Origin of the sequence: Kitasatospora viridis (genome assembly GCF_007829815.1) — a bacterium.
In the GTDB taxonomy this organism is placed as follows: Bacteria; Actinomycetota; Actinomycetes; order Streptomycetales; family Streptomycetaceae; genus Kitasatospora; species Kitasatospora viridis.
Genome location: NZ_VIWT01000003.1, coordinates 193,407 through 215,498, shown reverse-complemented (window position 1 = coordinate 215,498; position 22,092 = coordinate 193,407). Strand labels below are relative to the sequence as shown.

The window sequence follows — 22,092 nt, the reverse complement described above, 5'->3', positions numbered from 1 at the left end:
GGCGGGCGCCGTCGGCCGGGTGACGAGCGGTCAGCCCCTGGGGCCCGCCGCCCCCAGCCGCGTACGGCAAAGCCCCGACGAAGTCATCGCCGGGGCTGACAGGCTGATATTCAATCAGGAAACGGGCAGCTCGCCAGCCTTGATGCCGTTGATGAACGTCGCCCATGACGACTGCGAGAACGTCAGCGCGGGACCCTCCGGGTCCTTGCTGTCCCGGACCGGAATCGCGTGTATGGCTCGGGCGATCTCGACACAGTTGGACTGGTGGTTGCTGTAGCTGGACTTGTACCACTCGGTGGCCGTCAGGTCAGCCATTCTCGTAGCTCCTTGCTGCTTCAGAAATCATCTTCCTTGACTCCTCGGGAGTATGTGCTGCTGCCCAGATGCTTTTGAACGTCTTCTCGTAGAGATCGACTTCCCGGAAGCTGTCGAGGTAGAGATCACCGGCATATCCGTCGGAATACACAGTCGGCGGCTCGGTGTCCTCGCCATCCGGGGTGAGCGGGAAGTGCAGGAGGGTGAATGAGCCGCTGAGGACTCCGAGATGGAGCCCGGCGGCGAACGGGACGATCCGCAGGTCAACGCGGTCGATCAGATCACTCAGGTGTTTCAGTTGGCCAACCATCACCTCGCTGGACCCGATCTGACGCCTGAGTACCGCTTCCCCGATCGCAACTTGCAGCTTGGGCGCCCCGATCCCCCGGTCGAGGATGGCCTTTCGCGCCGTACGCAGGCGGACGCGGCGCTCGATCTCTCGCGGTTCAGCGTCGGGCTGGCCGGCGCGGAAAACGGTGCGCGCATAGTCATCGGTTTGCAGTAGCCCGGGGACCAGGGACGTTTCAAACGTCTTGATCTCCGAGGCGGCCTGCTCCAGGCCGATGTAGAGGTCGAATCCATCCGGGATCACATCTTTGAAGCTGTACCACCAGTCTTTGTTCTTGGTTTCACGAGCAAGGCCCACGAGGGCTTCCATGAGAGAGGGAGTGGCTTCGTACTCCCGGCACATGGCTTCTACTTCCATGGCTCGGACCGAGGTTCGACCGGTTTCAATTCTCCAGAGCTTGGCCTCGGAGATCTCAAAGCTGGCTGCTGCGCGCTTGACCGTGTAGCCCTTCAAGGTGCGTAGGTGTTGCAGCTGCCTCCCCAATTGGCGCCGGGGAACGGTTGATCCGATCGGCCGGTCTCGTTCTGCCACAAGTCACCCCTCCTGGCCCGCCGGGAGCCTTCCCAGCATGGGAAATGAAAGCACTCTTGCATGCCTGCTGCAAGCTCGCTCACCGTTCGAAAGCATGCTAAATGCAAGCTTCGGTGAGAGCTTGCATTTTTCAGGCTGTCAGGAGCAGACTACTCGCCGTGAGACCAGTCTTGACGGACTGTGATCATGACGACTCGTCAGATGCCCAGTGGGCTGTCCTGCTTGTCCCCTGAGCTGGATTGATAGCCCGTTCTGCTCCGGGAGGTGAGAGCGCGATGGGAAGACGCCGCACGAGTTTGATGACCTTGAAGGTCTATCGGCTGACTGATGGCGGTAGACAGGACGTGATCCGCTCCGCGACTGTGCGGTCGGGTGAGCCCTGCCTGCCGGTCGTATCGGATTGGCCGGCGTGCCGGTGTGTCCGGTGTCAGGTGAGACGTGATCCGGGATGAGCGGGGGTTCTCCGGCCCGCGCTGCCGGTTCGGTCAACGCATGTCGGACCTGTAAGGGGTTGGCTGCGGCGGATGGTTGTTCTCATCCGGCGGTTGCTGCGGTGATTCGGCGGGCTCGCGCGATCCGCGATCCTGGGCGGCTGCACCCGGAGCAACGGCCGTGATGGATGGCTTCTCGCTTGATGCCATCACGCCGGAGGTGTGGGCGTTCTTGTGGGCCGAGCCGGATCACACGCGCAATCAGCGGACGTTTCCTCGCGAGCACCTCACGTTGGTGATGCTCAGCGAGGAGTACCGACAGGCTGTTCGCGACAGCGTGGTGCGAACCGCACAGCTGGTGGCCCGTTACGGGCTTCCCGCTGGTCTCGGTGACGGCGACGGGCTGGCGGCCTGGTCCGACTGGTGATGTGAAGACTCCCGTGCTGCTGGGTTGATTTGTCGCCGAGCGGTGCGGGGCTCCTGGGGGCTGAGGTCTCCCGGGGGTGCGCCCCCAACTGCCTGAACGTAACCGGCCGTGGGGGTGGCTCTGGGCGTGAGCGCAAGGCGCGTCCGGAGCGAGGAGTGCGATGCCAGTGGCTGCTGGTGTCGTGCCCGGGTCCCGCTCACTGGCTGGTGGGCACGGTGGGCGGGACCGTCTTTTGTCGCTTCTCGGGTGCCATTCCCCCGAGCGAGCTGTCCCAATTTCCTGCTTTTTGCATCGAGTTGAGGAGAAGTCATGTCGAGTTCCGGGAGTCCCGGGCGCCGGCTGAGGTGTGGTTCGCCGGTGTTGGCGGCCTTCGATCGGGCGGGGCAGCCGTACGCGGGGGTGGCTGCGCGGGTGGCCGCCCGGCTGGTCGCGCAGGAGGGGGCGGCCGACGCGGCCAAGGGCGGGGACGGGCAGGGAAAGGAGGAGGAAGGGGGTGAAGATCGCTGAGTTCACGCATGTGTGGCTGGAGCGCGATGGGTCGGCGGCCTGGTTGCGGGAGGGGCGGGCGCTCACGTGCCTGTGCCCGCTGCGGGAAGAGGGCGGCTGCACGACGGTGGGTGGGCTCTTGCCGGCGTTGGGTGGGCGGGTGGCTGACTCGCGCGGCTCCGTCGGCCGCCTGGTGGCGGTGCGCCGGGAGTTCAACGCCGTGGGCGACGTGGTGCGCACCGCGGTGGGGCTCCACAGGACGATGACGCTGGGGCGGCGGTCGCGCTCGTGGGTGTATCAGTGCGCGGTTGTGCGAGCGGCGCGGGTTCGGCCGGTGGAGACGGGGTGGATCTCGCCCGGTCGGGAGTACCTGTCGGACTTGTACGCGCGCGTCGGGTCGGTGGACGGGGTGGCCGACGCATTGCGGGTCTCCTCCGGGCTGGCGCGCCGGGTGCTGCTGGAGTCCGGGGTTGCGCTGCGCCCTCGCGGCACGGTCCCGGTTGCCCCGGGGCGGCGAGGGGAGGTGCCGTGACGGGCTGGTTGCGGGCGTGCTGGCTATGGCGCTATTGGGCGTGGGTGCGGCGGGTTCTGCCCGGTGACACCACGACTCCTCCGGCCGGGTGGGACGAGCTTCCGCCCAGCTGGTGATTCCTCTGATCTCCCGTCAGGTCTGTCTCCCTCCTGGCGGGTCGGCGGCCCCGGTGTCGCAACGGGCTTCGGGCCGCTCCGGGGCTGCCATCTTCTCGGCCATCAAACGTGATGAATGAAAGGGAACGATCTTCATGGACAGGTCGAACTACGTCAGTCCGCCGCCGCGTCGGATCGGGGCGCAGGCGGTGTTGCTGCACCCGCAACGGGACCAGGTGATGGTCCTTCGGATGCGGGAGCGCCGTTGCGGGTGGTTGCCGGGTGGGCACTGCGCGCCGAACGAGTCGGCGATGGTGGCGGTGGAGCGGATCGTGCGGTTGCAGTTGGGTATCGCGGTGCCGTTCGGCGGCGCGGATCTGGCGGTGGTGGACTACTCGCCGGCCAACCCGGAGCCGGAGGCACGGGAGGGGTACAACTTCGTGTTCGTGCGCCGGTTGGACATGGAACAGGCGGGGTTGGCGCGTCCGCAGGAGGCGGCGGGGCCGGACCTGCTGGGCTACGACTGGGTGAGGGTAGCCGAGTTGGAGACCGTGTGCCTGCCGTATCACGTGCGACGGATCACGCGGGCGGTGGCGGTGGCTGAAGTAGGCCCGACGCTGGGGCGGTTCCTGATGCAGGGTCAGGTGGCGTGATGTCGAGTGGGCCGGGTTTGCCGCCGGGGTGGGGTCTGCGTTGGCGGGTGGACTACTCGTTCAGGCGCGAAGGCGGCACCGGGGCGAGTGGGACGTGCGGAGGGGATCGCTTCCACCACATCGTGGGGGACGTGGTTCGGGCGGCTGTGGGAGCCGATGACGAGCTGGGCCGGCGGCGCGAACGCGCCGCCGGGCCTCTTGACATCTGACGACCGGTCAGTCCGACTGGTCGTCTCAGGACGACAAAGGTCCTGTCGTCAGGCAGCCAGCGAGGCGGCATCCCCCATGACGATGACCGGGTGCCGGGCGGGGGCCAGGCGGTGCAAGAGGTCGACCATGGCGTCGGCCGGCAGGCTGACGCAGCCGTGGGTGGGGCCGCCGTGGTCGACGTGGAGCCAGATGCCGCCGCCGCGGGCGGGGCCGAGGGGCTTGGCGGTGTCGAGCGGGGAGGTGCCCGGCGTGCGGTTGTAGTTGATGGCGATGACGTAGTCGAAGGAGCCGCGCAGGTCTTCGCCGAGGAAGCCGGAACCGCTGGCGACGAAATCCGAGGAGCGGGTGTAGGGGAGCTTGCTGCCGGGGTCGGCCAGCAGGCCGCCGGCGTCGGTGAGCGTGAACACCCCGATCGGGGAACGGAGATCACTGTCGTGGTGGTCGTTGGTCCAGCCGTTGCGCGCGTTGTGGGCTTGCCAGGTCGGCGCGGCCGGGGTCCAGGTGGTGCCGGTGCGTTCGTAGAGCCGGACGGTGGTGCTGGAGGAGTCCTTGTCCTGTCCGGTGGCGAGCACGACCTGCTGGGCGTCGGCGGGGATCGCGGCGGTGGTCTTGGGGCCGAGGCCGGGCAGGGCGGCGCTCGGTGTGCCGGACAACTGTGCGGTGAGCGCGGGCCGTACCGGGACGGCGGCGGCGGTCACGGCGGCGAGCGGGCCCGGCGCCGCACCGTGGGTGGCGCAGCCGGCGAGGAGGAGGCCGGTCGCCGTGAGGACGATGAGGCGGCCGGGGGCACTGGGGGTGAGGGGCATCGCGGGTCCGCTCTGCTGCTCGTCGGGACGGGGAGCGGGCAGCAGCGGTTCCGCTGCTGTCACGGGAACGAGTCTGGCGAGCGGACGTTGGGAACCTGTCAGGAAACCGGCAGCCGCAGGGTCATGGTGGTGCCCGCGCCGAGCGTGCTGTCGGCCTCGATGGTGCCGCCGTGGGCCTGGACGAGCTGGCGGGCGATCGCCAGGCCCAGGCCGCTGCCGCCGGTGCGGCGGCTGCGGGACTTCTCGCCGCGCCAGAAGCGGTCGAAGACGTGGGCCAGATCCTCCGGGGCGATACCGGTGCCGGTGTCGGCCACGGTGATCGTCACGGTGTCCTGATCGCCACGGCACCTCAGGGTGATGCGGCCGCCGGGCGGGGTGTGCCGCACGGCGTTGGAGAGCAGGTTGCCCAGCACCTGGCGCAGCCGGTCGGGGTCGGCGGTGAGCGGCGGGCAGGGCGGCGCGTCGAGGGTGAGGCGCAGGCCGTTGGCGACGGCGTGGGCCCGGTGCGCGGCGGCGACTTGGCGCAGCACGTCGCCGGTGTCGAGCGGGGTGGGGTGCAGGCGCAGGGTGCCGGCGTCGGCGCTGGCCAGGTCCTGGAGGTCCTCGATGACGCGTTGCAGGACGAGTGCCTCGTCGTGCAGGGAGTCGATCAGTTCCGGGGTGGGTTCGACCAGGCCGTCGCGGGTGACCTCCAGCCAGCCGCGGATGTTGGTGAGCGGCGTGCGCAGTTCGTGGGCGATGTCGGCGACCATCGCCTTGCGTTGTTCGTCGATCTGCTGGCGGCGTTCGGTGAGCCGGTTGAACGCCACCGCGAGGTGGCCGGTCTCGTCCCGGGTGGTGACGGGGGCCAGCGCGAACTCGTCGGGATCCTGGCCGGCGGTGCGGATCAGCGCCCTGAGCGGCCGCACCAGGCGCAGGCCGACGAGCGTGGAGACGGCGAGGGTGAGGAGCAGGACCAGGGCGGCGGTCCAGGCGACTTTCGCGTAGTTGGCCGCGGTCAGTTCGAAGCGCCAGGCGGCCGGGGCGCCGGTGTCGACGTACAGCTGCGCGGCGGGCGCGGCGTAGGGCTGCAACTGGGCGCGGCGCGCCTGCTCCAGGCACTGGTCGCCCCGCGCGGCTGCCTCGCTGGCCGGGTCCACGCCCGCCAGCGCGAACCCGGTGGTGACGGTCAGGCTCAACGGGACGTGGACGTCCGCGCGTTGCAGGCAGGCGGCGGTTGCCGACGTCAGCTCGGCGAGGGGTTGGCGTTCGCTGGCCGTGGCGGCGGGTGAGCCGTACACGCTGCAGAACATGACCGCCGACCTGGGCACGTCGCTGCCGTAGCTGATGGTGTACCGGCCGGACGGGAGCCGGACGGCCTGGGCCCGCTGGCCCGCCGCGCGCGCCAGGCAGGTCACCTGCGCGTCCGCCGTTTGCCGCTGCTGCTCGGTCTCGGCCTCGGTGAGCCGGTAGGGCCCGACCAGCCGGGGGTCGATGCCGGGGCGCTGCGCGCCCGGCTCGGTCGAGGTGTCGAAGTGCAGGGGGTCGACGGTGGCCATTGCCGTGCTGGGCAGGGCGCCGGTGCTGGTGCTGGAGGAGGCGATGCCGCTGCCGGCGCCGTCGGTGCCGACCAGGGTGATCCGCACGCGGTTGTCGGAGGCGAGTTGGCGCAGCAGCGGGCCGACCCCGTTCCAGTCCCGGTGGGTGGCGGCGTAGCCGCTGAGCTGCGCCAGGATGTCGGCGTTGCTGGCCAGCGTCTGCCCCTCTTTGCGTGCCAGGGCCTGGGAGGTGGTGGAGGTGGTCAGCCAGGCGGTGGCGGTGATCGCGCAGGCGGCGATCAGGCAGGAGGCGGCCAGCAGCCGCACCAGCAGGCTGCGGTGCAGCGGGATCGGCGCGGCCATCAGCGGGCCTCGGCGAGTTTGTAGCCGACGCCGTAGACGGTGACCAGCCGGGTCGGCGCGGCCGGGTCGGCCTCGATCTTGCGGCGCAGGTTCATCACGTGGACGTCGACCGTGCGCTCGGTCGAGGCGCGGTCGAAGCCGCGGGTGTGGCGCAGCAGTTGGGTCCGGGTGAAGACCTGGCCGGGGCTGGCGGCCATGGCGGCGAGCACCGCGAACTCGTCCGGGGTGCACACCACTGGCCGACCCGCGCAGCTGACGGTGCGGGTGCCCGGGTCCACGAGCAGGTCGCCGACCCGGTGCACCGCGGGCCGGGTCCTGGCGCCGGCCCGGCGCAGCACGGTGCGGATGCGGGCGGCCAGCTCGCGCGGGCTGTAGGGCTTGGTCAGGTAGTCGTCGGCGCCGACGCCGAGCCCGGTCAGCACGTCGTCCTCGGTCGAGCGGGCGGTGAGCATGACCACCGGCAGGTCGCCGCGCTCCCGCAGCCGCCGGCACACGGTGAGCCCGTCGACGCCCGGCAGCATCAGGTCGAGCACCACCAGGTCCACCGCGCCGGCCCCGACCCGCTCCAGCGCGGTGCGGCCGTCGTGCACGACCTCCACCGTGTGGCCGTCGGAGGTCAGGGCCACGCGGATCAGCTCGGCCCCTTTCACGTCGTCCTCGACGACCAGGATGTGCGCGCTCATCAGGTCACCCATCAGGTCACCTCGCGGCGCCGAGCACGAAGAGGCCGGAGGTCAGGGTGAGGGTGCACAGGCCCGAGGGCGGCACGTCGAGCTCGTGCAGGCCCGGGGTGAGCGGGAGGCTCGCGTCCTGGCAGCGTTCGCCCCGGGCGTCGTGGCTGCGCAGGCGGACCAGGCGGGGTGGCGCCGACACCTCGACCAGGACCCGGGAGGCGGTGGTGGCGTTGACGATGGACAGCGAGCGCCAGGCGTCGGTCGGGAGCCGGACGGGCCGGTCGGTGTAGCTGGTGACGACGCGTCGGTTCCCGAGGGCCGCGAGCACCTGGGGGTAGAGCTCGTCCGGGCGGCCGGGCTCGTAGTGGCCGCCGAGCAGCACGCCGGAGAGCCGGCGCCAGGTGGCGAGCCAGAAGGCCAGCACCTCCCGCTGGGCGGCGGGCAGTTCGGCCAGCCGCACGGAGAGCTGCGGCACGGCGTGCAGCGCGCCGTGGAACTGGCGGGCCACCGCCTCCGGCGAGGCCTCCCGGTCCCAGGTCAGCAGGTCGGAGTGGACGGCGCCGCCGGGCGCGAGCAGGGCGATGTCCAGGGTGCGGATCCGGTCGGCGACCGGGTCGCCCGGACTGGCGAGCGGCCGCAGGGCGTTGCCGTACGCGGTGGCGGCCGGGCCGGTGCAGCCCTCGCCGAGCTCCAGCAGGAAGTCGTCGCCGCGCGCGGCCCGCAGTGCGCCCCGGATGTCGGCGAGCATCCGTGCCATCGCCTGGCCGAGGTCCGCGATGTAGCCGGCGCCGGGCCGGGCGGGTGGGCGGGCGCCGCTGTAGGCGAGCGCCTCGTTGAGGAAGTCCAGCCGCAGGCCGTCCGGTTGGTAGGCCGTCACCAGGGCGCGGCAGGTCTCCACCACGTGCAGGCGCACCTCGGCCAGGCGCGGGTCGAGGATGCGGCAGCCGAGGTGGCGCGCCCGGTGCGGCGCGAACGGCGCCCAGGTGCGGTGGGCGGCCGAGCCCCGGCCCAGCAGCAGCGGGGCGATCCACAGCACCTGGCGCAGCCCGGTGCGCCGGACGGCCCGGACGTGCGCGGCGAGGTCGGGGAACCGGGTGGGGGACGGGCGCCAGTCGCCGTAGCCCGCGTAGCCGGGGCCGCGCCCGCGGCGCTGCCAGCCGTCGTCCAGCAGCAGCCGGCCGAAGCCCAACTCGGCGGCCAGCACGGCTTCCTGCTCCACCTCGGTGGCGTTCACCGCCCGCCCGAGCGAGTGCCGGGTCGAGTAGACCGGGGTGCGGCCGAAGGAGGGTACGGGCAGCGGCCGCGCGCTCGGCAGCCCCGCCAGCCAGACTCGCAGCCGGCGCAGCGCCGAGGCCACGGTGCCGCCGGGCGCGACCAGGCGCAGCCGGCAGGACCGGTCGGCCGCCAGCGGGAAGCGCAGCCACACGCCGAACCGCCCGTGCTGCGCCGAGGCGCCGAACCGGACCTGGGTCTCGGCGATCGTGCGGTCGGCGGCGAAGGCGAGCAGGGCGTGCCCGGCGGCGTCGTGCAGGCAGCCGACGGGGGCGGAGCGGACCAGGGAGACCGTGCGCCACGGGGTCAGGTCGGCGGTGACGGTGCGTTCCCAGCCGGCCTCAGGGTGCCAGTAGCCGACGGCCTCGCCCAGCGGCACGTCCAGCCGGACGGTCACCGTGGTCGCCGCGTCGGCGGTCAGCACGAGGTCGGCCCCGGCGGAGTCCTCGCGCTGCACGGTCAGGGTGACGGCGGGGCAGTCCACGCTGATCCGGGCGCCGCAGGCCGGGACCGAGTGGTCCGCGTCGGCCCACGGTGCGGGGTCGAGGGTGGGCTGGTGCTGGCTGGTGTCCATGGCAGGACCTCTCTACGGGACCAGGGGGAGTCCCGGCTGGTGCGGAGTGCTGGGTGCGGGGTGCTGGGGTGACGGGCCGTCAACAGACCGGAATGCGGCGGAGCCAGGCGCCCCGGTGGGGGCGCCTGGCGGTGGGCTGCGGTCCGGGTCAGTTGACGGTGATGCGGTAGGGGCCGCTGATGACGGTGTAGCCGTCGTTGGCGAGCAGGTAGACGTCGTAGTCGCCGGGGCCCTTGAGGCTGCCGGTGCCGAAGGTCAGGGCGCCGTTGGCGTTCGGCGCGTACTGCCAGGTCAGCCAGGACCGCTGGGTGGCGTCCGCGCCGGCCGGGTAGATGCCGATCCAGTTGGTCGAGCTGACGTCCGCGGTGAGCGGGATGGTGTAGTCGATGGTGATGCTCCCGCCGTCCGAGACGGTGGGGGTGCTGCTGCTCAGCGGAGCCGGGTCGGTGGTCACCGGCGGGTCGAAGGCGTCGTTCAGCGGGGTCGCGTAGGTGTCGTTCGCGGTGAGCCCGGGCAGGTGGAGGGCCGCCTCGATGGTGCGGGCGGTGCTGTAGTGGTCGTAGCGGGCCGTGCTGGAGGTGCCGGGCTGCACGGTGCCCTGGGAGCCGACGACGATCGTTGCCACGTGGTTGGCCGCCTCGTTCTGCGACTCGTCCCAGGTGAGGATGAGCAGGGACTTCTGGTCGGTCCAGGCCGGCGAGGAGAGGATCGGTTCCAGGGTGTCGCGCAGCCAGTTGTCCTGCGTCTGCAGGCTCTTGGAGCTGCCGTTGCCGGAGCCCTCGCCGTCGTTGTAGTCGTCGGCGGCGATCCAGGAGAAGTTCGGCGTGGTGTCCGCGCTCTGCAGGTCGGTGGCCAGCTGCGAGGTGTCGAAGAGGTGGGCCGCGCAGCGGTCCGGATCGTCGCTGATGTCGGTGTAGTTGATGAACGGCGCGTCGTCCGGCATGTACTCGCCGTCGTTGTCCTTGCTGGTGTTGCAGGGCGTGCCCATGCCCTGCTCGTAGGCCTTCCAGGTCTTGTGGGCGGCCTCGACGGTGTCGCCGAGGTTGCGCTGCGGGGAGTTGATGTTCGGCCAGTACGTCGCGCCCGAGGTGTAGGTGTCGCCGCCGGAGACGGCGAGGTAGTTCTCGTCGCTCGGGTGGTAGACCGCGTGGTAGTTCGTCATGAGGGCGCCCTGGTCCATCAACCCGTGGATGTACGGGGTGTCGTCCGGGTCGTTCATGATCTGGGAGTAGTCGGTGTTCTCCATCATGACGGTGAACACGTGGTCGTAGCCGGGCACCTTGGAGGCGGGCGGGGTCAGCTTCTTAGCCTTCACCGGGGTGTCGAGGGTGAGCGAGAGGTTGTCCAGGTAGCCGGTCTCGTGGCCGGTCTGCTGGAACTGCACCTGCACCTGGATGGCGCGGGTGCCCGCCGGCACGTCGCCGGTGGTGCTGCGCTGCAGGAACTCGGTGGTGCTCTCGCGGTCGGAGGAGGTGACCGTCGGCAGGTCGGCCGAGTCGAGCTCCGTTCCGTCGGCGCCCTGGAAGTGCAGCGAGACGGTGACGTGGCCCCAGTAGCCGGTCCAGCCGCCGAGCCAGCCGCGCAGGTCGTACGAGACGCCGCCGTTGTCGATCGCGCGGGCGGCGGAGGAGACGTCGACGGTCTGGGTCATCGCGCCGTCACCCTGGTTGCCGGGGGCGAAGAACGCGGTGCCGGGCGCCGAACCGGACGGCAGCCGGAACTCGTCGGGGGTGTAACACATCACGTTCGGGCTGCCGGACTCGACGGTCCAGCCGGGGACGGTGCTGGCCGCGCCCCAGTCCTTGGTGCAGTACCCGGCTTCGGCGTTGCCGTTGACGATGAGGTTCTGGCTGGTGGTGGCCGCGGCGGCGGAGGTCGCTGGGACGGCGGCGAGCAGCACGCCGAGGACGGCGAGGACGCTTCCGGAGGATCTCAGGAGCAGTTTCATTGAGTGGCCTTCTGAGCTGGAGGGAGGGACGGGCGGGCGCGGGGCTCGGCCGTCCGGTGTCCGGCGCGGATCGATGGTGACGCCCGGGGCCCTGGGCGTCGTCGATGCCGATGACCGGGACGCAGGCATCGGCGCGGTTCCAGCGGGGCGGGTCAGTCGGTCCGGCGCAGCCGGATCAGGGAGCTGGCGTAGTCGCCGGCGGGCAGTCGCGGGTCGATGCCCCGGCGCACCAGCAGGGCGCCGGCGTGGGTGGTGCCGGTCTCCAGGTCGAGGTAACGGGCGGTCGGATCCAGGGCGGGCAGCGGGAGTTCGGCGGCGGGGTGGCCGAAGCGGGTGACGGGGCGCCAGATGAGCACCGCGTGCTCGCCGCCGTCCGCGGCGGCGTGGTGCACGGCGGTGACCCCGCCGGGGCCGGTCAGCCGGTACTGGCGTCCGCGCTGCACCAGCGGGCGGATCTCCTTGTAGCGGGCGACCAGGTCGGCGGTCTCGGCGAGCTCCTGCTCGCTCCAGTGGGTCAGGTCGCCGCCCAGGCCGAGCGCGCCGGCCATGGCGACGTGGGCGCGGAAGCGCAGCGGGGTGGCGCGGCCGGTGGTCACGTTGGGGCTGTCGGTGACCCAGGCCGCCATGGCCTGGGCGGGGTAGAGCTGGCTGAAGCCGTGCTGGATGGCGAGCCGGTCGACCGGGTCGGTGTTGTCGGAGGTCCAGGCCTGGTCGGTGCGGGCCAGCACGGCCAGGTCGACCCGGCCGCCGCCGCCCGCGCAGGCCTCGATCCGCAGGCCGGGGTGGTCGCCACGCAGCCGGTCCATCACCCGGTGCACGGCGCGCACGTGCTCGATCCAGAGCCGGTCGGGGTCGGGGTGGCCGGGCCAGCCGGCCTCGGTGACCACCCGGTTGGCGTCCCACTTCAGCCAGTCGACCCGGTGCTCGCGCACCAGGTGGTCCAGGGTGTGCTGCGCCCACGCCTCCACCTCGGGCCGGGCGAAGTTGAGCATCAGCTGGTTGCGCAGCTCGGTGGCGTCCCGGGTCGGGGTGTGGACCACCCAGTCGGGGTGGGCGCGGAACAGGTCGCTGTCGCGGTTGACCATCTCGGGCTCCACCCAGAGGCCGAAGGCCATGCCCAGGCGGTGCACCTCGTCGGCCAGCGGGCGCAGCCCGTCGGGGAAGGCCGCCGGCCGGGGCGTCCAGTCGCCGAGGCCGGCCCGGTCGCTGGTGCGCGCGCCGAACCAGCCGTCGTCCAGCACGAAGAGCTCGGCGCCCGCGCGGGCGGCGAGGCGGGCCAGCCGCACCTGGCCGAGCAGGTCGACGTCGAAGCCGGTGGCCTCCCAGGAGTTGTAGGCCACGGGTCGGTCCCGGTCCGGCTCGGGCAGCACGGCGGTGCGCAGGTGCTGGTGCCAGGCGCGGCTGGCGGCGCCGAAGCCGCCGGTGGTGTGCAGGCCGGCGAAGACCGGGGTGTGCAGGGTCTCGCCGGGCTGCAGGGTCCAGCTGAGGCCCTCGTGGCCGAAGCCGCCGGTCCAGGTGGTCCGGCCGACCGGGTCGCGGTGCACGGTGATCCGCCAACTGCCGCTCCAGGCCAGGGCGGTGCTCCAGACCTGGCCGTGCTCCTCGGTGGCGGTGCCGTCGTCCAGGGCGAGCCAGGGGTTGGCGTGGTGGCTGGTGAGGCCGCGCCGGCTGGTGAGCACGGTCTCGGCGACCGGGAGGCGGTCGCGGTGCAGCTGGAACTCGCTGTTCCAGCCGCCCACCAGGTGGCTGAGCCGGTGGTCGGGCAGCGCGGGTGCGGTCCAGCAGGCCGAGTCGAGCCGGTCGACGGTGATCGGGCCGCTGCCCTCGTCGCCGGTGTGGTTGAGCTCGGTCCAGCGCTCGATCACGTCGCTGCCGGGGCGCAGGCGGTAGCAGAGGTCGGCGGTGAGCGGGTAGTGGCGGTCGGCGAGGCGCAGCCGCAGCTCGCCGCCGCTGACGGTGTGTCCGGCGAAGGTCCACTGGGCGCCGCGGGTGCCGTCCGCGAACCGCACCTGGAGGCCGGCCGGTCCGAACCGCGCGCCGGTCTGCGGGGCGAGCTCGTCGGGGGCCGGGTCGGCCTCGAAGCTGCTCGCCGCGGGGGAGTCGGCGGCGGGCAGCGCGGCGAGCTCGTCCGGGTCGAGCGGGGCTCCCCAGTAGAGGTGCCGGGGGCTGCCGTCGGCTCCGATCCGCAGCGCGTAGGTACTGCCCGGTGTCCGCAGGACGCCGAGGTCGCGGGTGGGGTCGAAGGAGACGGACGGGGGCGTGGCAGGCACTGGTGGGTCCCGTGGGGTCGATCGGGGCGGACGACTGCGATGAGAGCGGCCCGCGCAGGCGGCCAGAGCCTATGGCCGACCCGGAGGTAAATCAATACTGGACAAAGTTATTTAATTAAGAGTACGTTGCCGCCGTGTTTCCGAGCCACTCGCATCCGCTGGTCACCGCACCGGCCGAAACCGCGATCCTCAGCATGCTGCTGGCCGTCAGCCCGCTCAGCCGGGTCGAACTGGCCCGCCGGACCGGCCTGTCCTCCACCGCGGTGACCAAGGCCGCCCGGCCGCTCCTCCAGGGCGGCTACCTGCACGAGCTGCCGCCCGAGCGCACCGCCCCCGGCGCCGGCCGCCCGGTGAACCCGCTGGCGGTCACCCCCGACCGGGAGTTCTTCGCCGGCGTGAAGATCAGCGCCGACGCGCTCTACGGCACGGTCTGCGACCTGCGGGCCCGGATGCGCGTCACCGGCCGGCGCCGGCTGACCGCCCGCGATCCGCGCACGGTGTGCGCGCTGATCGCCGAGCTGGTCAACGAACTGCTTGACAGCGAACCGGAGTTCAGGGAACGTACCAGCCGACTCGGGATCGCCGTCTCCGGCGACGTGGACCGCGACCGCGGCCTGGTGCGCTACTCCGTGCTCCCCGGCTGGCGGGACGTGCCGCTCGCCGCGACCGTCGCGGCCGCCACCGGACTGGCCGTCAGCATCGAGAACGACGTCAAGGCCCTGACCGTCACCGAGCACTGGTTCGGCGACGGGATCGGCACCGAGTACTTCGCGCTGGTCACCATCGGCGCGGGCATCGGCTCCGGACTGGTCGTCAACGGCGAACTGGTCACCGGGGCGTACGGCGTCGCCGGCGAGCTGGGCCACATCTGCGTCGACCGCGCCGGCCCGCGCTGCCACTGCGGCTCGGTCGGCTGCGTCGAGGCCATCGCCTCCAGCAGCGCGATCCTGGCCGGCGTCCGACTCGCGGTCGCCGACCCGGACCTCGCCTTCCCCGGCGCCGTCCGGCTGGCCCGCGACGGGAACCCCGCCGCGCGGCAGGTCTTCGCCGCGGCCGGCCGGGCCATCGGCACCGGCATCGCCACCCTGGTGAGCCTGCTCGGACCCGAACGCGTCGTCGTCACCGGCGAGGGGCTCGACACCTTCGACCTCTTCGGCGCCCAGATCGAGGAGGCCTACACGGCGCACTGCTTCAAGGCCGCGGCGAAGTGCCCGCTGACCCTGCGGCCACTGCCGTGGGAGGAATGGGCCCGCGGCGGAGCGATCACCGCCATCCAGACCCTCTTCCCCTGACCAACCGTCACCCCCACTCCCCACCCCTCCACCCAGCACCAAGGACACGCAATGAGCGCACAGAGAACCCCCCTCAGCCGCAGAGGCTTCCTCGGCGGAACGCTGATGGTCGTCGCCGGAGCCGTGGTCGGCTGCAGCACGAACCCCACCGGCGGGTCCTCCGGCGGCGCCCGGACCACCCTGAACGTCTGGTACCACGCCTACGGCGAGGCCGGCACCCAGCAGGCCGCGCTGCGCTACGCCACCGCGTTCACCAAGGCCAACCCGGACATCGCGGTCAAGGTCACCTGGGTGCCGGGCGACTACACCAGCAAGCTCAACGCCTCGCTGCTCACCACGGCCGCGCCCGACGTCTTCGAGATCGGCGACTTCAGCGAGAGCATGGCCCGCCGCGGCCAGATCGCCGAGCTGGACGACGTCTACGGCAGCGCCGCGAGCGACTTCAACCAGGGCGACCTCGACTACGTCACGGTCCAGGGCAAGCGCTACGGCGTCAAGATGATCGACGACGTCATGATGCTCTACTACCGCAAGAGCGCGCTGGCCAAGGCCGGGATCAACCCGCCGCAGACCTTCGACGAGCTGGTCGCCGCCGCGAAGGCGCTGACCACCAAGAACGGCAAGGGCCTGTTCGTCGGCAACGACGGGCTGGGCGACACCCCGATCCTCGCCGTGCTGTCCAACGGCGGCGGGCAGGTCGAGAACGGCAAGGCGGTCTTCGCCTCCCCGCAGGCCGTCGAGGCGGTGGCCGGCCTCAAGCGGCTGCACGACGACCAGTCACTCCAGCTCGGCTTCACCACCGACTGGTGGGACCCGTCGGCGCTGCTGCAGAACGTCGTGCCGATGCAGTGGTGCGGCCTGTGGGCGATGCCGCAGGTCAAGAGCTCGCTCGGCGACGACTTCGGCGTGCTGCCCTGGCCCGCCTTCAAGGCCGGCGGCACCCCCGTGGTCCGGGTCGGCGGCTGGACCAGCTGCGTCAACGCCAAGGGCCGCCACGTGGACGCGGCCAAGAAGTTCGTCCAGTGGCTCTGGGTCGAGCAGACCGACCTGCAGAAGGACTGGGCCGAGGGCTACGGCTTCCACATCCCGCCGCGCAACTCCGTTGCGGCCGCCGCCGACAAGCTCGCCACCGGCACCGCCAAGGACACCGTGCAGCTGGCCGCCAAGTACGGCCGCAGCAACCCCGGCACCTGGGACAGCGCGGTGGGCAACCTGTTCAGCGGCGCCGCCGCCAAGATCGTCGCCGGCGGCGACGCGGCCACCCTGCTCGCCGACGCGGCGCAGCAGGCCCAGGCCGACATCGACAAGCAGCTCGCGGGATGAAGACCGCACCCCGTGCGATCCGGCCCGGCGGGCGAACCGACCCGCCGCCGCCACCGCCACCGACCACGGTGAAGCCGGCCCGCCGCCCCCGGACGGACCGGCGCGCCTGGGCCGCCTTCGCCCTGCTGACCGGTCCGATGCTGCTCGGCCTCGGCGTCTTCAAGTACCTGGCGATCGGCTGGAGCTTCCTGCTCAGCCTCAGCCAGGCCCGCGGCACCATCACCCTGGGCCACTGGGTCGGGCTGGACAACTACCGCACGCTGCTGGCCGATCCCGCGTTCCGCGGCTCGCTCGTCCAGATCCTGCTGTTCACCGCCTTCATCGTGCCGGTGACCTTCGCCGCCTCGCTGGGCCTGGCCCTGCTGGTGCACCGGATCCGGCGCGGCCGGGCGGTGCTGCGCACCGCCTTCCTGATCCCGACCGCGGTCTCCTACGTCGCCGCCTCGCTGCTCTGGAAGATGTGCCTGTTCAACGGCCTGCCCTCGGGTATCGCCAACATGATCGGCAGCTGGTTCGGCAGCTCCGCCGTGCCGTGGATCCAGAGCACGCACCCCCCGCTCTACTGGGTCGTGCTGGTCACCCTGCGGCTCTGGCTCCAGGTCGGCTTCTACATGGTGCTCTTCCTGGCCGGCCTGCAGGGCATCCCGCGCGACGTCTACGAGGCCGCCGCGCTCGACGGCGCCACCGGCCTGCGCCTGCTGCGCCGGATCACCCTGCCGCTGCTGCGCAACACCTCGGTGGCCGTGCTGATGCTCCAGTTCATCGCGGCCTTCCAGGCCTTCGACGAGTTCTACAACCTCTTCAGCAGCGGGCTCAGCGGCACCGGCACGGCCCCCGTGCAGACGCCGCTGGTCTACCTCTACAACACCGCGATGGGTGACCAGGACTACGGCATCGGCTCGGCCGGCGCCTTCCTGCTCACCGCGCTGATCGTCTGCGTGACCCTGCTCCAGGGCCGGATCACCGGCTTCGGCAAGAAGGAGGGGTGAGTGGGATGACGACCCTGCGAACCGTGTTCCGAGCCTCCCGCCGATCCGGGCGCGGGCTGCTGGCCGGGCTGCTGACGGTGCTTTTCCTGACGCCCTTCTACCTGATGCTGCGCAACGCGCTGATGGACACCAAGGGCCTGACCACGCCGCACTGGACCTGGTGGCCCACCAGCATGCACTGGGAGAACTTCACCGCGCTGTTCTCCGACCCGACCCTGCACATGGGCCAGGCGCTCGGCAACTCGCTGGTGATCGCCGGGATCACCGCACCGGTCTCCACCCTGCTGGCCTCCGCCGCCGGGTACGCCCTGGCCAGGATCCCGGTGCCGGGGCGGGGGGTGGTGCTGGCCCTGGTGGTCGCCACGCTGATGATCCCCGGGTCGGTGACCTTCGTGCCGACCTTCGTGGTGGTCGGCGCGCTGGGCGGGATCAACACGCTGTGGGGCATCATCGCGCCCGGCCTGTTCAACCCGTTCGCGGTGCTGCTCTTCCGCAACTTCTACCTGCAGTTCCCGAGCGAGATCGAGGAGGCCGGCCGGCTCGACGGGCTCGGCTGGCTCGGCCTCTACCGGCGGATCGCGCTGCCCTCCTCCGGGGCGATGCTCGCCTCGCTGGGCGCGCTGGCCTTCATCGACAGCTGGAACGCGTTCCTGTGGCCGCTGGTGGTCGGACAGGACCCGTCCGCCTGGACGGCCCAGATCGCGCTCTCCACCTTCCTCACCTCACAGACCATCAACCTGCCCGGCCTGTTCGCCGGAGCGGTGGTCACGATCACCCCGCTGGTGGTGATGTTCCTCGTCGCCCAGCGCTACATCGTCGAGGGCATCGCCACCAGCGGCCTCAAGGGCTGAGCCGCCCCTAGAAGCGCCGGACCGGTGGCCCATGCCCCCACCTCGGACCACCGGTCCGGTCCGCACCACCCCGACCATCCGCTCTCTCGTCCCCACCCCGGAGAGAAGACCATGAGCTTGGTTCTGCTCAGAAGGAAACGCCTGACCCGCCTGCTGCCGGCGCTCGTCGCGGTCTCGGCGCTGATCCTGGCGGGCGCCCCCGGCGCCGGCGTGGCCGTCGCCTCGACCGGTTCCGCCGCCCCCACCGTGCTGACGGGCCGTCAACTGGCCGCCTCCTGGCAGGCCCCGCTGAGCACCCAGGGCCGGTACGTCGTCGACGCGCGCGGCAACCGGTTCAAGCTGAAGGCCGGCAACTGGGACGGCTCGCAGAGCCACTACCAGGGCAGTGGCGACATGACCGACCCCGCCAACAACGAGGCGGGCGAGGTCTCCAACAACATCCCGATCGGCCTCGACCGTGCGCCGATCGCCAAGATCCTGGCGGACTTCCACAGCCTGGGCCTGAACACCATCCGGCTGCCGTACGCCGACGAGATGATCGACGACGACAGCACCGTGCCGGACTCGGCCGTGAAGGCCAACCCGCAGCTGCGGGGCAAGACCCCGCTGGAGGTCTACGACGCGGTGGTCAAGGCGCTCACCGGAGACGGGTTCGCCGTTGTCCTCAACGACCACACCACCACCTACCACTGGTGCTGCGGCCTGGACGGCAACGAGCGCTGGGACAGCGGGCAGTCCACCCAGAAGTGGGAGGACGACTGGCTGTTCATGGTCGACCGCTACAAGGACAACAAGCGGGTGGTCGGCGCCGACCTGCGCAACGAGGTCCGCCGCGACACCTGGGACGACCCCAACTGGGGCTGGGGCAACGACAAGGACGAGTACGCCGCGTTCCAGGAGGCCGGGGACAAGATCCTCCAGGACGACCCCGACATGCTGATCATCATGGAGGGGATCAACTGGTACGGCATCCCCCTGAACGGTCTGGAGTACGGCCGGCCGCTGCTGCACTCGCTGGTCAACCTGTCCCCGACGCTGATCAAGTCGAACAAGCTGGTGGAGTCGGTCCACTTCTACGGCTACATCGGCCCGAACTACACCGGCGTGGCCAGCGGGCCCGGCCACACCAACGACTGGCCGTACGAGAAGTTCCCGGTCGACCAGCTCAAGCAACTCGTGAACGACGAGGCCCTGTTCGTCACCCAGTCGGGAGAGCACTTCACCGCGCCGGTCTGGGTGAGCGAGTTCGGCGCGGCCGGAACCGGTGAGAGCGACCCGCTGGAGCCGGCCTGGTTCCACAACTTCACCGACATCCTCGCCGCCAGCGACACCGACTTCGCGATCTGGCCGCTGGTCGGCTGGACCGACGCCAACGGCAAGCAGCAGGACAACTGGGCCGCGCTGTCCTACGACGCCAACGGCAACCGGACCCACAGCCTGGAGCAGGACTGGCGGGCCGCCGACTGGAACAAGCTGGTCAACGCGCCCGGCAAGACCGGCAAGGTGGCCAAGGCGGACCACTGGAACATGCTCGACCTCGACTTCCGCAGCCAGAACGAGTCCGCGTACATCCTCGCCAACCCGGTCCAGACCCCCGGCAACCGCCAGGGCTCCTGCACCGACGGCGAGCGCCTGATCGGCCTGAGCCGGGAGAAGCACCGCGGCCTGTGCACCGACGTCAACCAGCCGGCGGCCGGTGACGGCGACTGGGAGGTCGTCACCGACGCCAAGTACACGACCGACGACTGGGCCCCGGGCTGGGAGAAGGCCCAGTGCCCGCAGGGCTCCTTCGTGGCCGGCTACAGCATGTGGGACACCGCGTTCACCGGCGTGATGTGCGAGCCCGCCGCCGGGGACCTCGGGACCAGCAACCGGGTGGTCTGGATGGACCGCGGCGACAACCCGCCGCTGACGCCCACTCAGATCGGCTACGACTGGGCGCCGTACGACTACAAGGGCCAGTGCGACACCGACGAGTACCTGGCGGGCGTCGCCTTCAACTGGTCCAGCAGCCAGAAGTACCACGACACCCCCGACGCGCTGCTCTGCCGTCCGCTCGACTGACCCGCGCGTACACCCCCAAGGGGCGAGCCGCCCCCCTGAGCCCCGGACCGGTGGCCCATGCCCCCGCCTCGGACCACCGGTCCGGTCCGCAGTACCCCCACCACATCCACTCCCTCGACCCCACTCCTCGGAGGGAACACCATGAGACCGCTTCCGAACGGAAGAACCGTCAGACGCCGCTCCACCCGCCTGCTGCCCGCCGTCGTCGCCGTGTCGGCGCTGGTGCTGGCGGGCGCCCCCGGCACCGGCGTGGCCGTCGCCTCGACCGGCTCCGCCGCCCCCACCGTGCTGACCGGCAAGCAGCTGTCCGCCTCCTGGCAGGGCCCGCTGAGCACCAGGGGCCGCTACATCGTCGACGCCCACGGCAACCGCTTCAAGCTCAAGGCCGGCAACTGGGACGGCTCGGAGAGCCACTACCTGGGCAGCGGCGACCCCACCGACCCGGCCAACAACCAGGCCGGTGAGGTGTCCAACAACATCCCGATGGGCCTGGACCGGGCGCCGATCGCGAGCATCCTGGCCGACTTCCACCGCCTCGGCCTGAACAGCATCCGGCTGCCGTTCGCCAACGCGATGATCCACGACGACAGCACCGTGCCGGACTCCGCGGTGCGGGCCAACCCGCAGCTGCGCGGCAAGACCCCGCTGGAGGTCTACGACGCGGTGGTCAAGGCGCTCACCGGCGACGGCTTCGCGGTGATCCTCAACAACCACACCACCACCTACCACTGGTGCTGCGGCCTGGACGGCAACGAGCGCTGGGACAAGGGGCAGTCCACCCAGCAGTGGGAGGACGACTGGCTCTTCCTGGTCGACCGCTACAAGGACAACAAGCGGGTGGTCGGCGCCGACCTGCGCAACGAGGTCCGCCGCGACGGCACCGACGACCCCAACTGGGGCTGGAACAACGACAAGGACGAGTACGCCGCGTTCGAGGAGGCCGGCAACAAGATCCTCCAGGACGACCCCGACATGCTGATCATCATGGAGGGCATCAACTGGCAGGGCATCCCCCAGGGCATGTTCCCGCACGGCCGCCCGATGCTCACCCCGGTCCGCACCCTGTCCAACACCCTGATCGACTCCGGCAAGCTGGTCTACTCCGCGCACTTCTACGGGTTCACCGGCCCCAACCACACCGGCGCCACCGGCGGTGCGCTGAACGGCGAGACCAACGACCCGCGCTACCGCGACCTGAGCCCGGACGAGCTGGAGCAGGCCGTCAACGACGAAGCGCTGTTCGTCACCCAGGCGGGCCAGCACTTCACCGCTCCCGTCTGGGTCAGCGAGTTCGGCACCGCCGGGCGCGGCCAGACGGACGCCAAGGAGAAGGACTGGTTCGACCGGTTCACCGGCATCCTGGAGGCCAACGACACCGACTTCGCGATCTGGCCGCTGATCGGCTGGACCGACGACAACGGCAAGCTCCAGGACAACTGGGCCGCCCTGTCCTACACCGCCGACGGCAAGCGCACCGGCCTGGAGGACTCCGGCGACTGGCGGACCGCCGACTGGAACAGGCTGATCAACTCCTCCGGCAAGACTGGCAAGGTCGCCCAGGTCAACCACTGGAACATGCTCAACGCCCGCAACGGCGACCAGGACGTGTCCCGCACGATGCTCGACCAGGACGACTGGTCCCCGGGCAACTACAAGGGCAACTGCCCCGACTCCCAGCGCCTGATCGCCCTCGGACGCGGCAACGGCACCGGCCTGTGCACCGACGCCGGCCAGCCCGCCAAGGGCGAGGGCGACTGGACCGTCGTCACCAACTGGAGCAACACCAACGAGGGCGACTGGGCCGGCGGCTACGACAAGCTGCAGTGCCCCGACAACTCCTTCGCCGTCGGCTTCAGCAACAACGGCGGCTCGATGGCGGCCCTGCTCTGCGCGCCGTCCGCCGACCCGCTGCCCACCGACGGCCGCGACGTCTGGTTCGACCACGGCGACAACCGGCCCTCGGACGGCGGCTCGGTCGACAGCGACTGGGCCTCCGGCAACTACAAGGGCCAGTGCAACGACGACGAGTACATCGCCGGCGTCGCCGACACCTACCGGTACGACGAGCACGGCGTCCCCGACGTGCTGCTCTGCCGCCCGCTCGACTGATCCCCACCCCC

The 22,092-nt window shown here is 71.3% G+C and carries 17 protein-coding genes; 9 read left to right on the top strand and 8 right to left on the bottom strand.

Annotated features, from left to right (window positions below; genetic code table 11):
- Nucleotides 1–114: 114 nt before the first annotated feature.
- Nucleotides 115–315 carry a DUF397 domain-containing protein gene (locus FHX73_RS31480; protein ID WP_145909346.1) on the bottom strand — a complete coding sequence of 67 codons (201 nt, stop codon included), beginning with the start codon at nucleotides 313–315 and terminating at the stop codon, nucleotides 115–117.
- Nucleotides 308–1,195 (bottom strand): Scr1 family TA system antitoxin-like transcriptional regulator, encoded by an 888-nt coding sequence (locus tag FHX73_RS31475; protein ID WP_145909345.1) that lies wholly within the window; start codon nucleotides 1,193–1,195, stop codon nucleotides 308–310. Before FHX73_RS31475 ends, FHX73_RS31480 begins: the two co-directional genes overlap by 8 nt.
- A gap of 612 nt (nucleotides 1,196–1,807) precedes the next feature.
- Between FHX73_RS31475 and FHX73_RS31470 the strand changes: the two genes are divergently transcribed.
- The 3 genes from FHX73_RS31470 to FHX73_RS31460 all read left to right on the top strand — a co-directional run bounded on the left by FHX73_RS31470 (nucleotide 1,808) and on the right by FHX73_RS31460 (nucleotide 3,819).
- Entirely contained in the window at nucleotides 1,808–2,053 is a 246-nt protein-coding gene (locus FHX73_RS31470) for a hypothetical protein (RefSeq protein WP_145909344.1), read from the top strand.
- A 493-nt stretch (nucleotides 2,054–2,546) separates the two neighbouring features.
- Nucleotides 2,547–3,071 carry a hypothetical protein gene (locus tag FHX73_RS31465; RefSeq protein WP_145909343.1) on the top strand — a complete coding sequence of 175 codons (525 nt, stop codon included), beginning with the start codon at nucleotides 2,547–2,549 and terminating at the stop codon, nucleotides 3,069–3,071.
- 250 nt (nucleotides 3,072–3,321) lie between these two features.
- Nucleotides 3,322–3,819, top strand: coding sequence for an NUDIX domain-containing protein (locus FHX73_RS31460; protein ID WP_145909342.1), 498 nt, complete (start codon nucleotides 3,322–3,324; stop codon nucleotides 3,817–3,819).
- A 257-nt stretch (nucleotides 3,820–4,076) separates the two neighbouring features.
- Here the strand turns inward: FHX73_RS31460 and FHX73_RS45085 are convergent, their stop codons facing one another.
- The 6 genes from FHX73_RS45085 to FHX73_RS31430 form a co-directional block, all read right to left on the bottom strand.
- A complete protein-coding gene (locus FHX73_RS45085; protein WP_170305164.1) occupies nucleotides 4,077–4,898 on the bottom strand; it encodes a hypothetical protein in 822 nt (273 codons plus the stop codon).
- Between the two features lie 35 nt (nucleotides 4,899–4,933).
- A complete protein-coding gene (locus FHX73_RS31450; protein WP_145909341.1) occupies nucleotides 4,934–6,715 on the bottom strand; it encodes a sensor histidine kinase in 1,782 nt (593 codons plus the stop codon).
- Nucleotides 6,715–7,398 (bottom strand): response regulator transcription factor, encoded by a 684-nt coding sequence (locus FHX73_RS31445; protein ID WP_145909787.1) that lies wholly within the window; start codon nucleotides 7,396–7,398, stop codon nucleotides 6,715–6,717. Before FHX73_RS31445 ends, FHX73_RS31450 begins: the two co-directional genes overlap by 1 nt.
- Nucleotides 7,399–7,414: 16 nt before the next feature.
- Nucleotides 7,415–9,235, bottom strand: coding sequence for an alpha-amylase family protein (locus FHX73_RS31440; protein ID WP_145909340.1), 1,821 nt, complete (start codon nucleotides 9,233–9,235; stop codon nucleotides 7,415–7,417).
- A 148-nt stretch (nucleotides 9,236–9,383) separates the two neighbouring features.
- Nucleotides 9,384–11,183, bottom strand: coding sequence for an alkaline phosphatase family protein (locus tag FHX73_RS31435; protein WP_170305163.1), 1,800 nt, complete (start codon nucleotides 11,181–11,183; stop codon nucleotides 9,384–9,386).
- 152 nt (nucleotides 11,184–11,335) lie between these two features.
- Complete coding sequence (locus tag FHX73_RS31430; protein WP_145909338.1) at nucleotides 11,336–13,453, bottom strand: alpha-galactosidase; 2,118 nt, start codon at nucleotides 13,451–13,453, stop codon at nucleotides 11,336–11,338.
- A 134-nt stretch (nucleotides 13,454–13,587) separates the two neighbouring features.
- On the opposite strand from FHX73_RS31430, the gene FHX73_RS31425 reads away from it, so the two are divergent.
- The 6 genes from FHX73_RS31425 (at nucleotide 13,588) to FHX73_RS31400 (ending at nucleotide 22,081) form a co-directional block, all read left to right on the top strand.
- Nucleotides 13,588–14,745 carry an ROK family transcriptional regulator gene (locus FHX73_RS31425; protein ID WP_246213999.1) on the top strand — a complete coding sequence of 386 codons (1,158 nt, stop codon included), beginning with the start codon at nucleotides 13,588–13,590 and terminating at the stop codon, nucleotides 14,743–14,745.
- Nucleotides 14,746–14,796: 51 nt separating this feature from the next.
- Nucleotides 14,797–16,068, top strand: coding sequence for an ABC transporter substrate-binding protein (locus FHX73_RS31420; RefSeq protein WP_145909337.1), 1,272 nt, complete (start codon nucleotides 14,797–14,799; stop codon nucleotides 16,066–16,068).
- On the top strand, nucleotides 16,065–17,057 hold the full coding sequence (locus FHX73_RS31415; RefSeq protein WP_145909336.1) for a carbohydrate ABC transporter permease: 993 nt from the start codon (nucleotides 16,065–16,067) through the stop codon (nucleotides 17,055–17,057). The genes FHX73_RS31420 and FHX73_RS31415 overlap by 4 nt, the downstream gene beginning before the upstream one ends.
- Nucleotides 17,058–17,062: 5 nt before the next feature.
- A complete protein-coding gene (locus FHX73_RS31410) occupies nucleotides 17,063–17,908 on the top strand; it encodes a carbohydrate ABC transporter permease (RefSeq protein WP_145909335.1) in 846 nt (281 codons plus the stop codon).
- 111 nt (nucleotides 17,909–18,019) lie between these two features.
- On the top strand, nucleotides 18,020–19,972 hold the full coding sequence (locus FHX73_RS31405) for a glycoside hydrolase family 5 protein (RefSeq protein ID WP_145909334.1): 1,953 nt from the start codon (nucleotides 18,020–18,022) through the stop codon (nucleotides 19,970–19,972).
- 141 nt (nucleotides 19,973–20,113) lie between these two features.
- Complete coding sequence (locus FHX73_RS31400) at nucleotides 20,114–22,081, top strand: glycoside hydrolase family 5 protein (RefSeq protein ID WP_145909333.1); 1,968 nt, start codon at nucleotides 20,114–20,116, stop codon at nucleotides 22,079–22,081.
- Nucleotides 22,082–22,092: the final 11 nt, after the last annotated feature.

Coding starts and splice junctions, on each gene's coding strand:
- FHX73_RS31450 (WP_145909341.1), bottom strand. CDS start 6,715: ATGGCCGCGCCGATCCCGCTGCACCGCAGCCTGCTGGTGCGGCTGCTG.
- FHX73_RS31480 (WP_145909346.1), bottom strand. CDS start 315: ATGGCTGACCTGACGGCCACCGAGTGGTACAAGTCCAGCTACAGCAAC.
- FHX73_RS31440 (WP_145909340.1), bottom strand. CDS start 9,235: ATGGACACCAGCCAGCACCAGCCCACCCTCGACCCCGCACCGTGGGCC.
- FHX73_RS31420 (WP_145909337.1), top strand. CDS start 14,797: ATGAGCGCACAGAGAACCCCCCTCAGCCGCAGAGGCTTCCTCGGCGGA.
- FHX73_RS31405 (WP_145909334.1), top strand. CDS start 18,020: ATGAGCTTGGTTCTGCTCAGAAGGAAACGCCTGACCCGCCTGCTGCCG.
- FHX73_RS31410 (WP_145909335.1), top strand. CDS start 17,063: ATGACGACCCTGCGAACCGTGTTCCGAGCCTCCCGCCGATCCGGGCGC.
- FHX73_RS31460 (WP_145909342.1), top strand. CDS start 3,322: ATGGACAGGTCGAACTACGTCAGTCCGCCGCCGCGTCGGATCGGGGCG.
- FHX73_RS31445 (WP_145909787.1), bottom strand. CDS start 7,398: ATGAGCGCGCACATCCTGGTCGTCGAGGACGACGTGAAAGGGGCCGAG.
- FHX73_RS31400 (WP_145909333.1), top strand. CDS start 20,114: ATGAGACCGCTTCCGAACGGAAGAACCGTCAGACGCCGCTCCACCCGC.
- FHX73_RS31415 (WP_145909336.1), top strand. CDS start 16,065: ATGAAGACCGCACCCCGTGCGATCCGGCCCGGCGGGCGAACCGACCCG.
- FHX73_RS31435 (WP_170305163.1), bottom strand. CDS start 11,183: ATGAAACTGCTCCTGAGATCCTCCGGAAGCGTCCTCGCCGTCCTCGGC.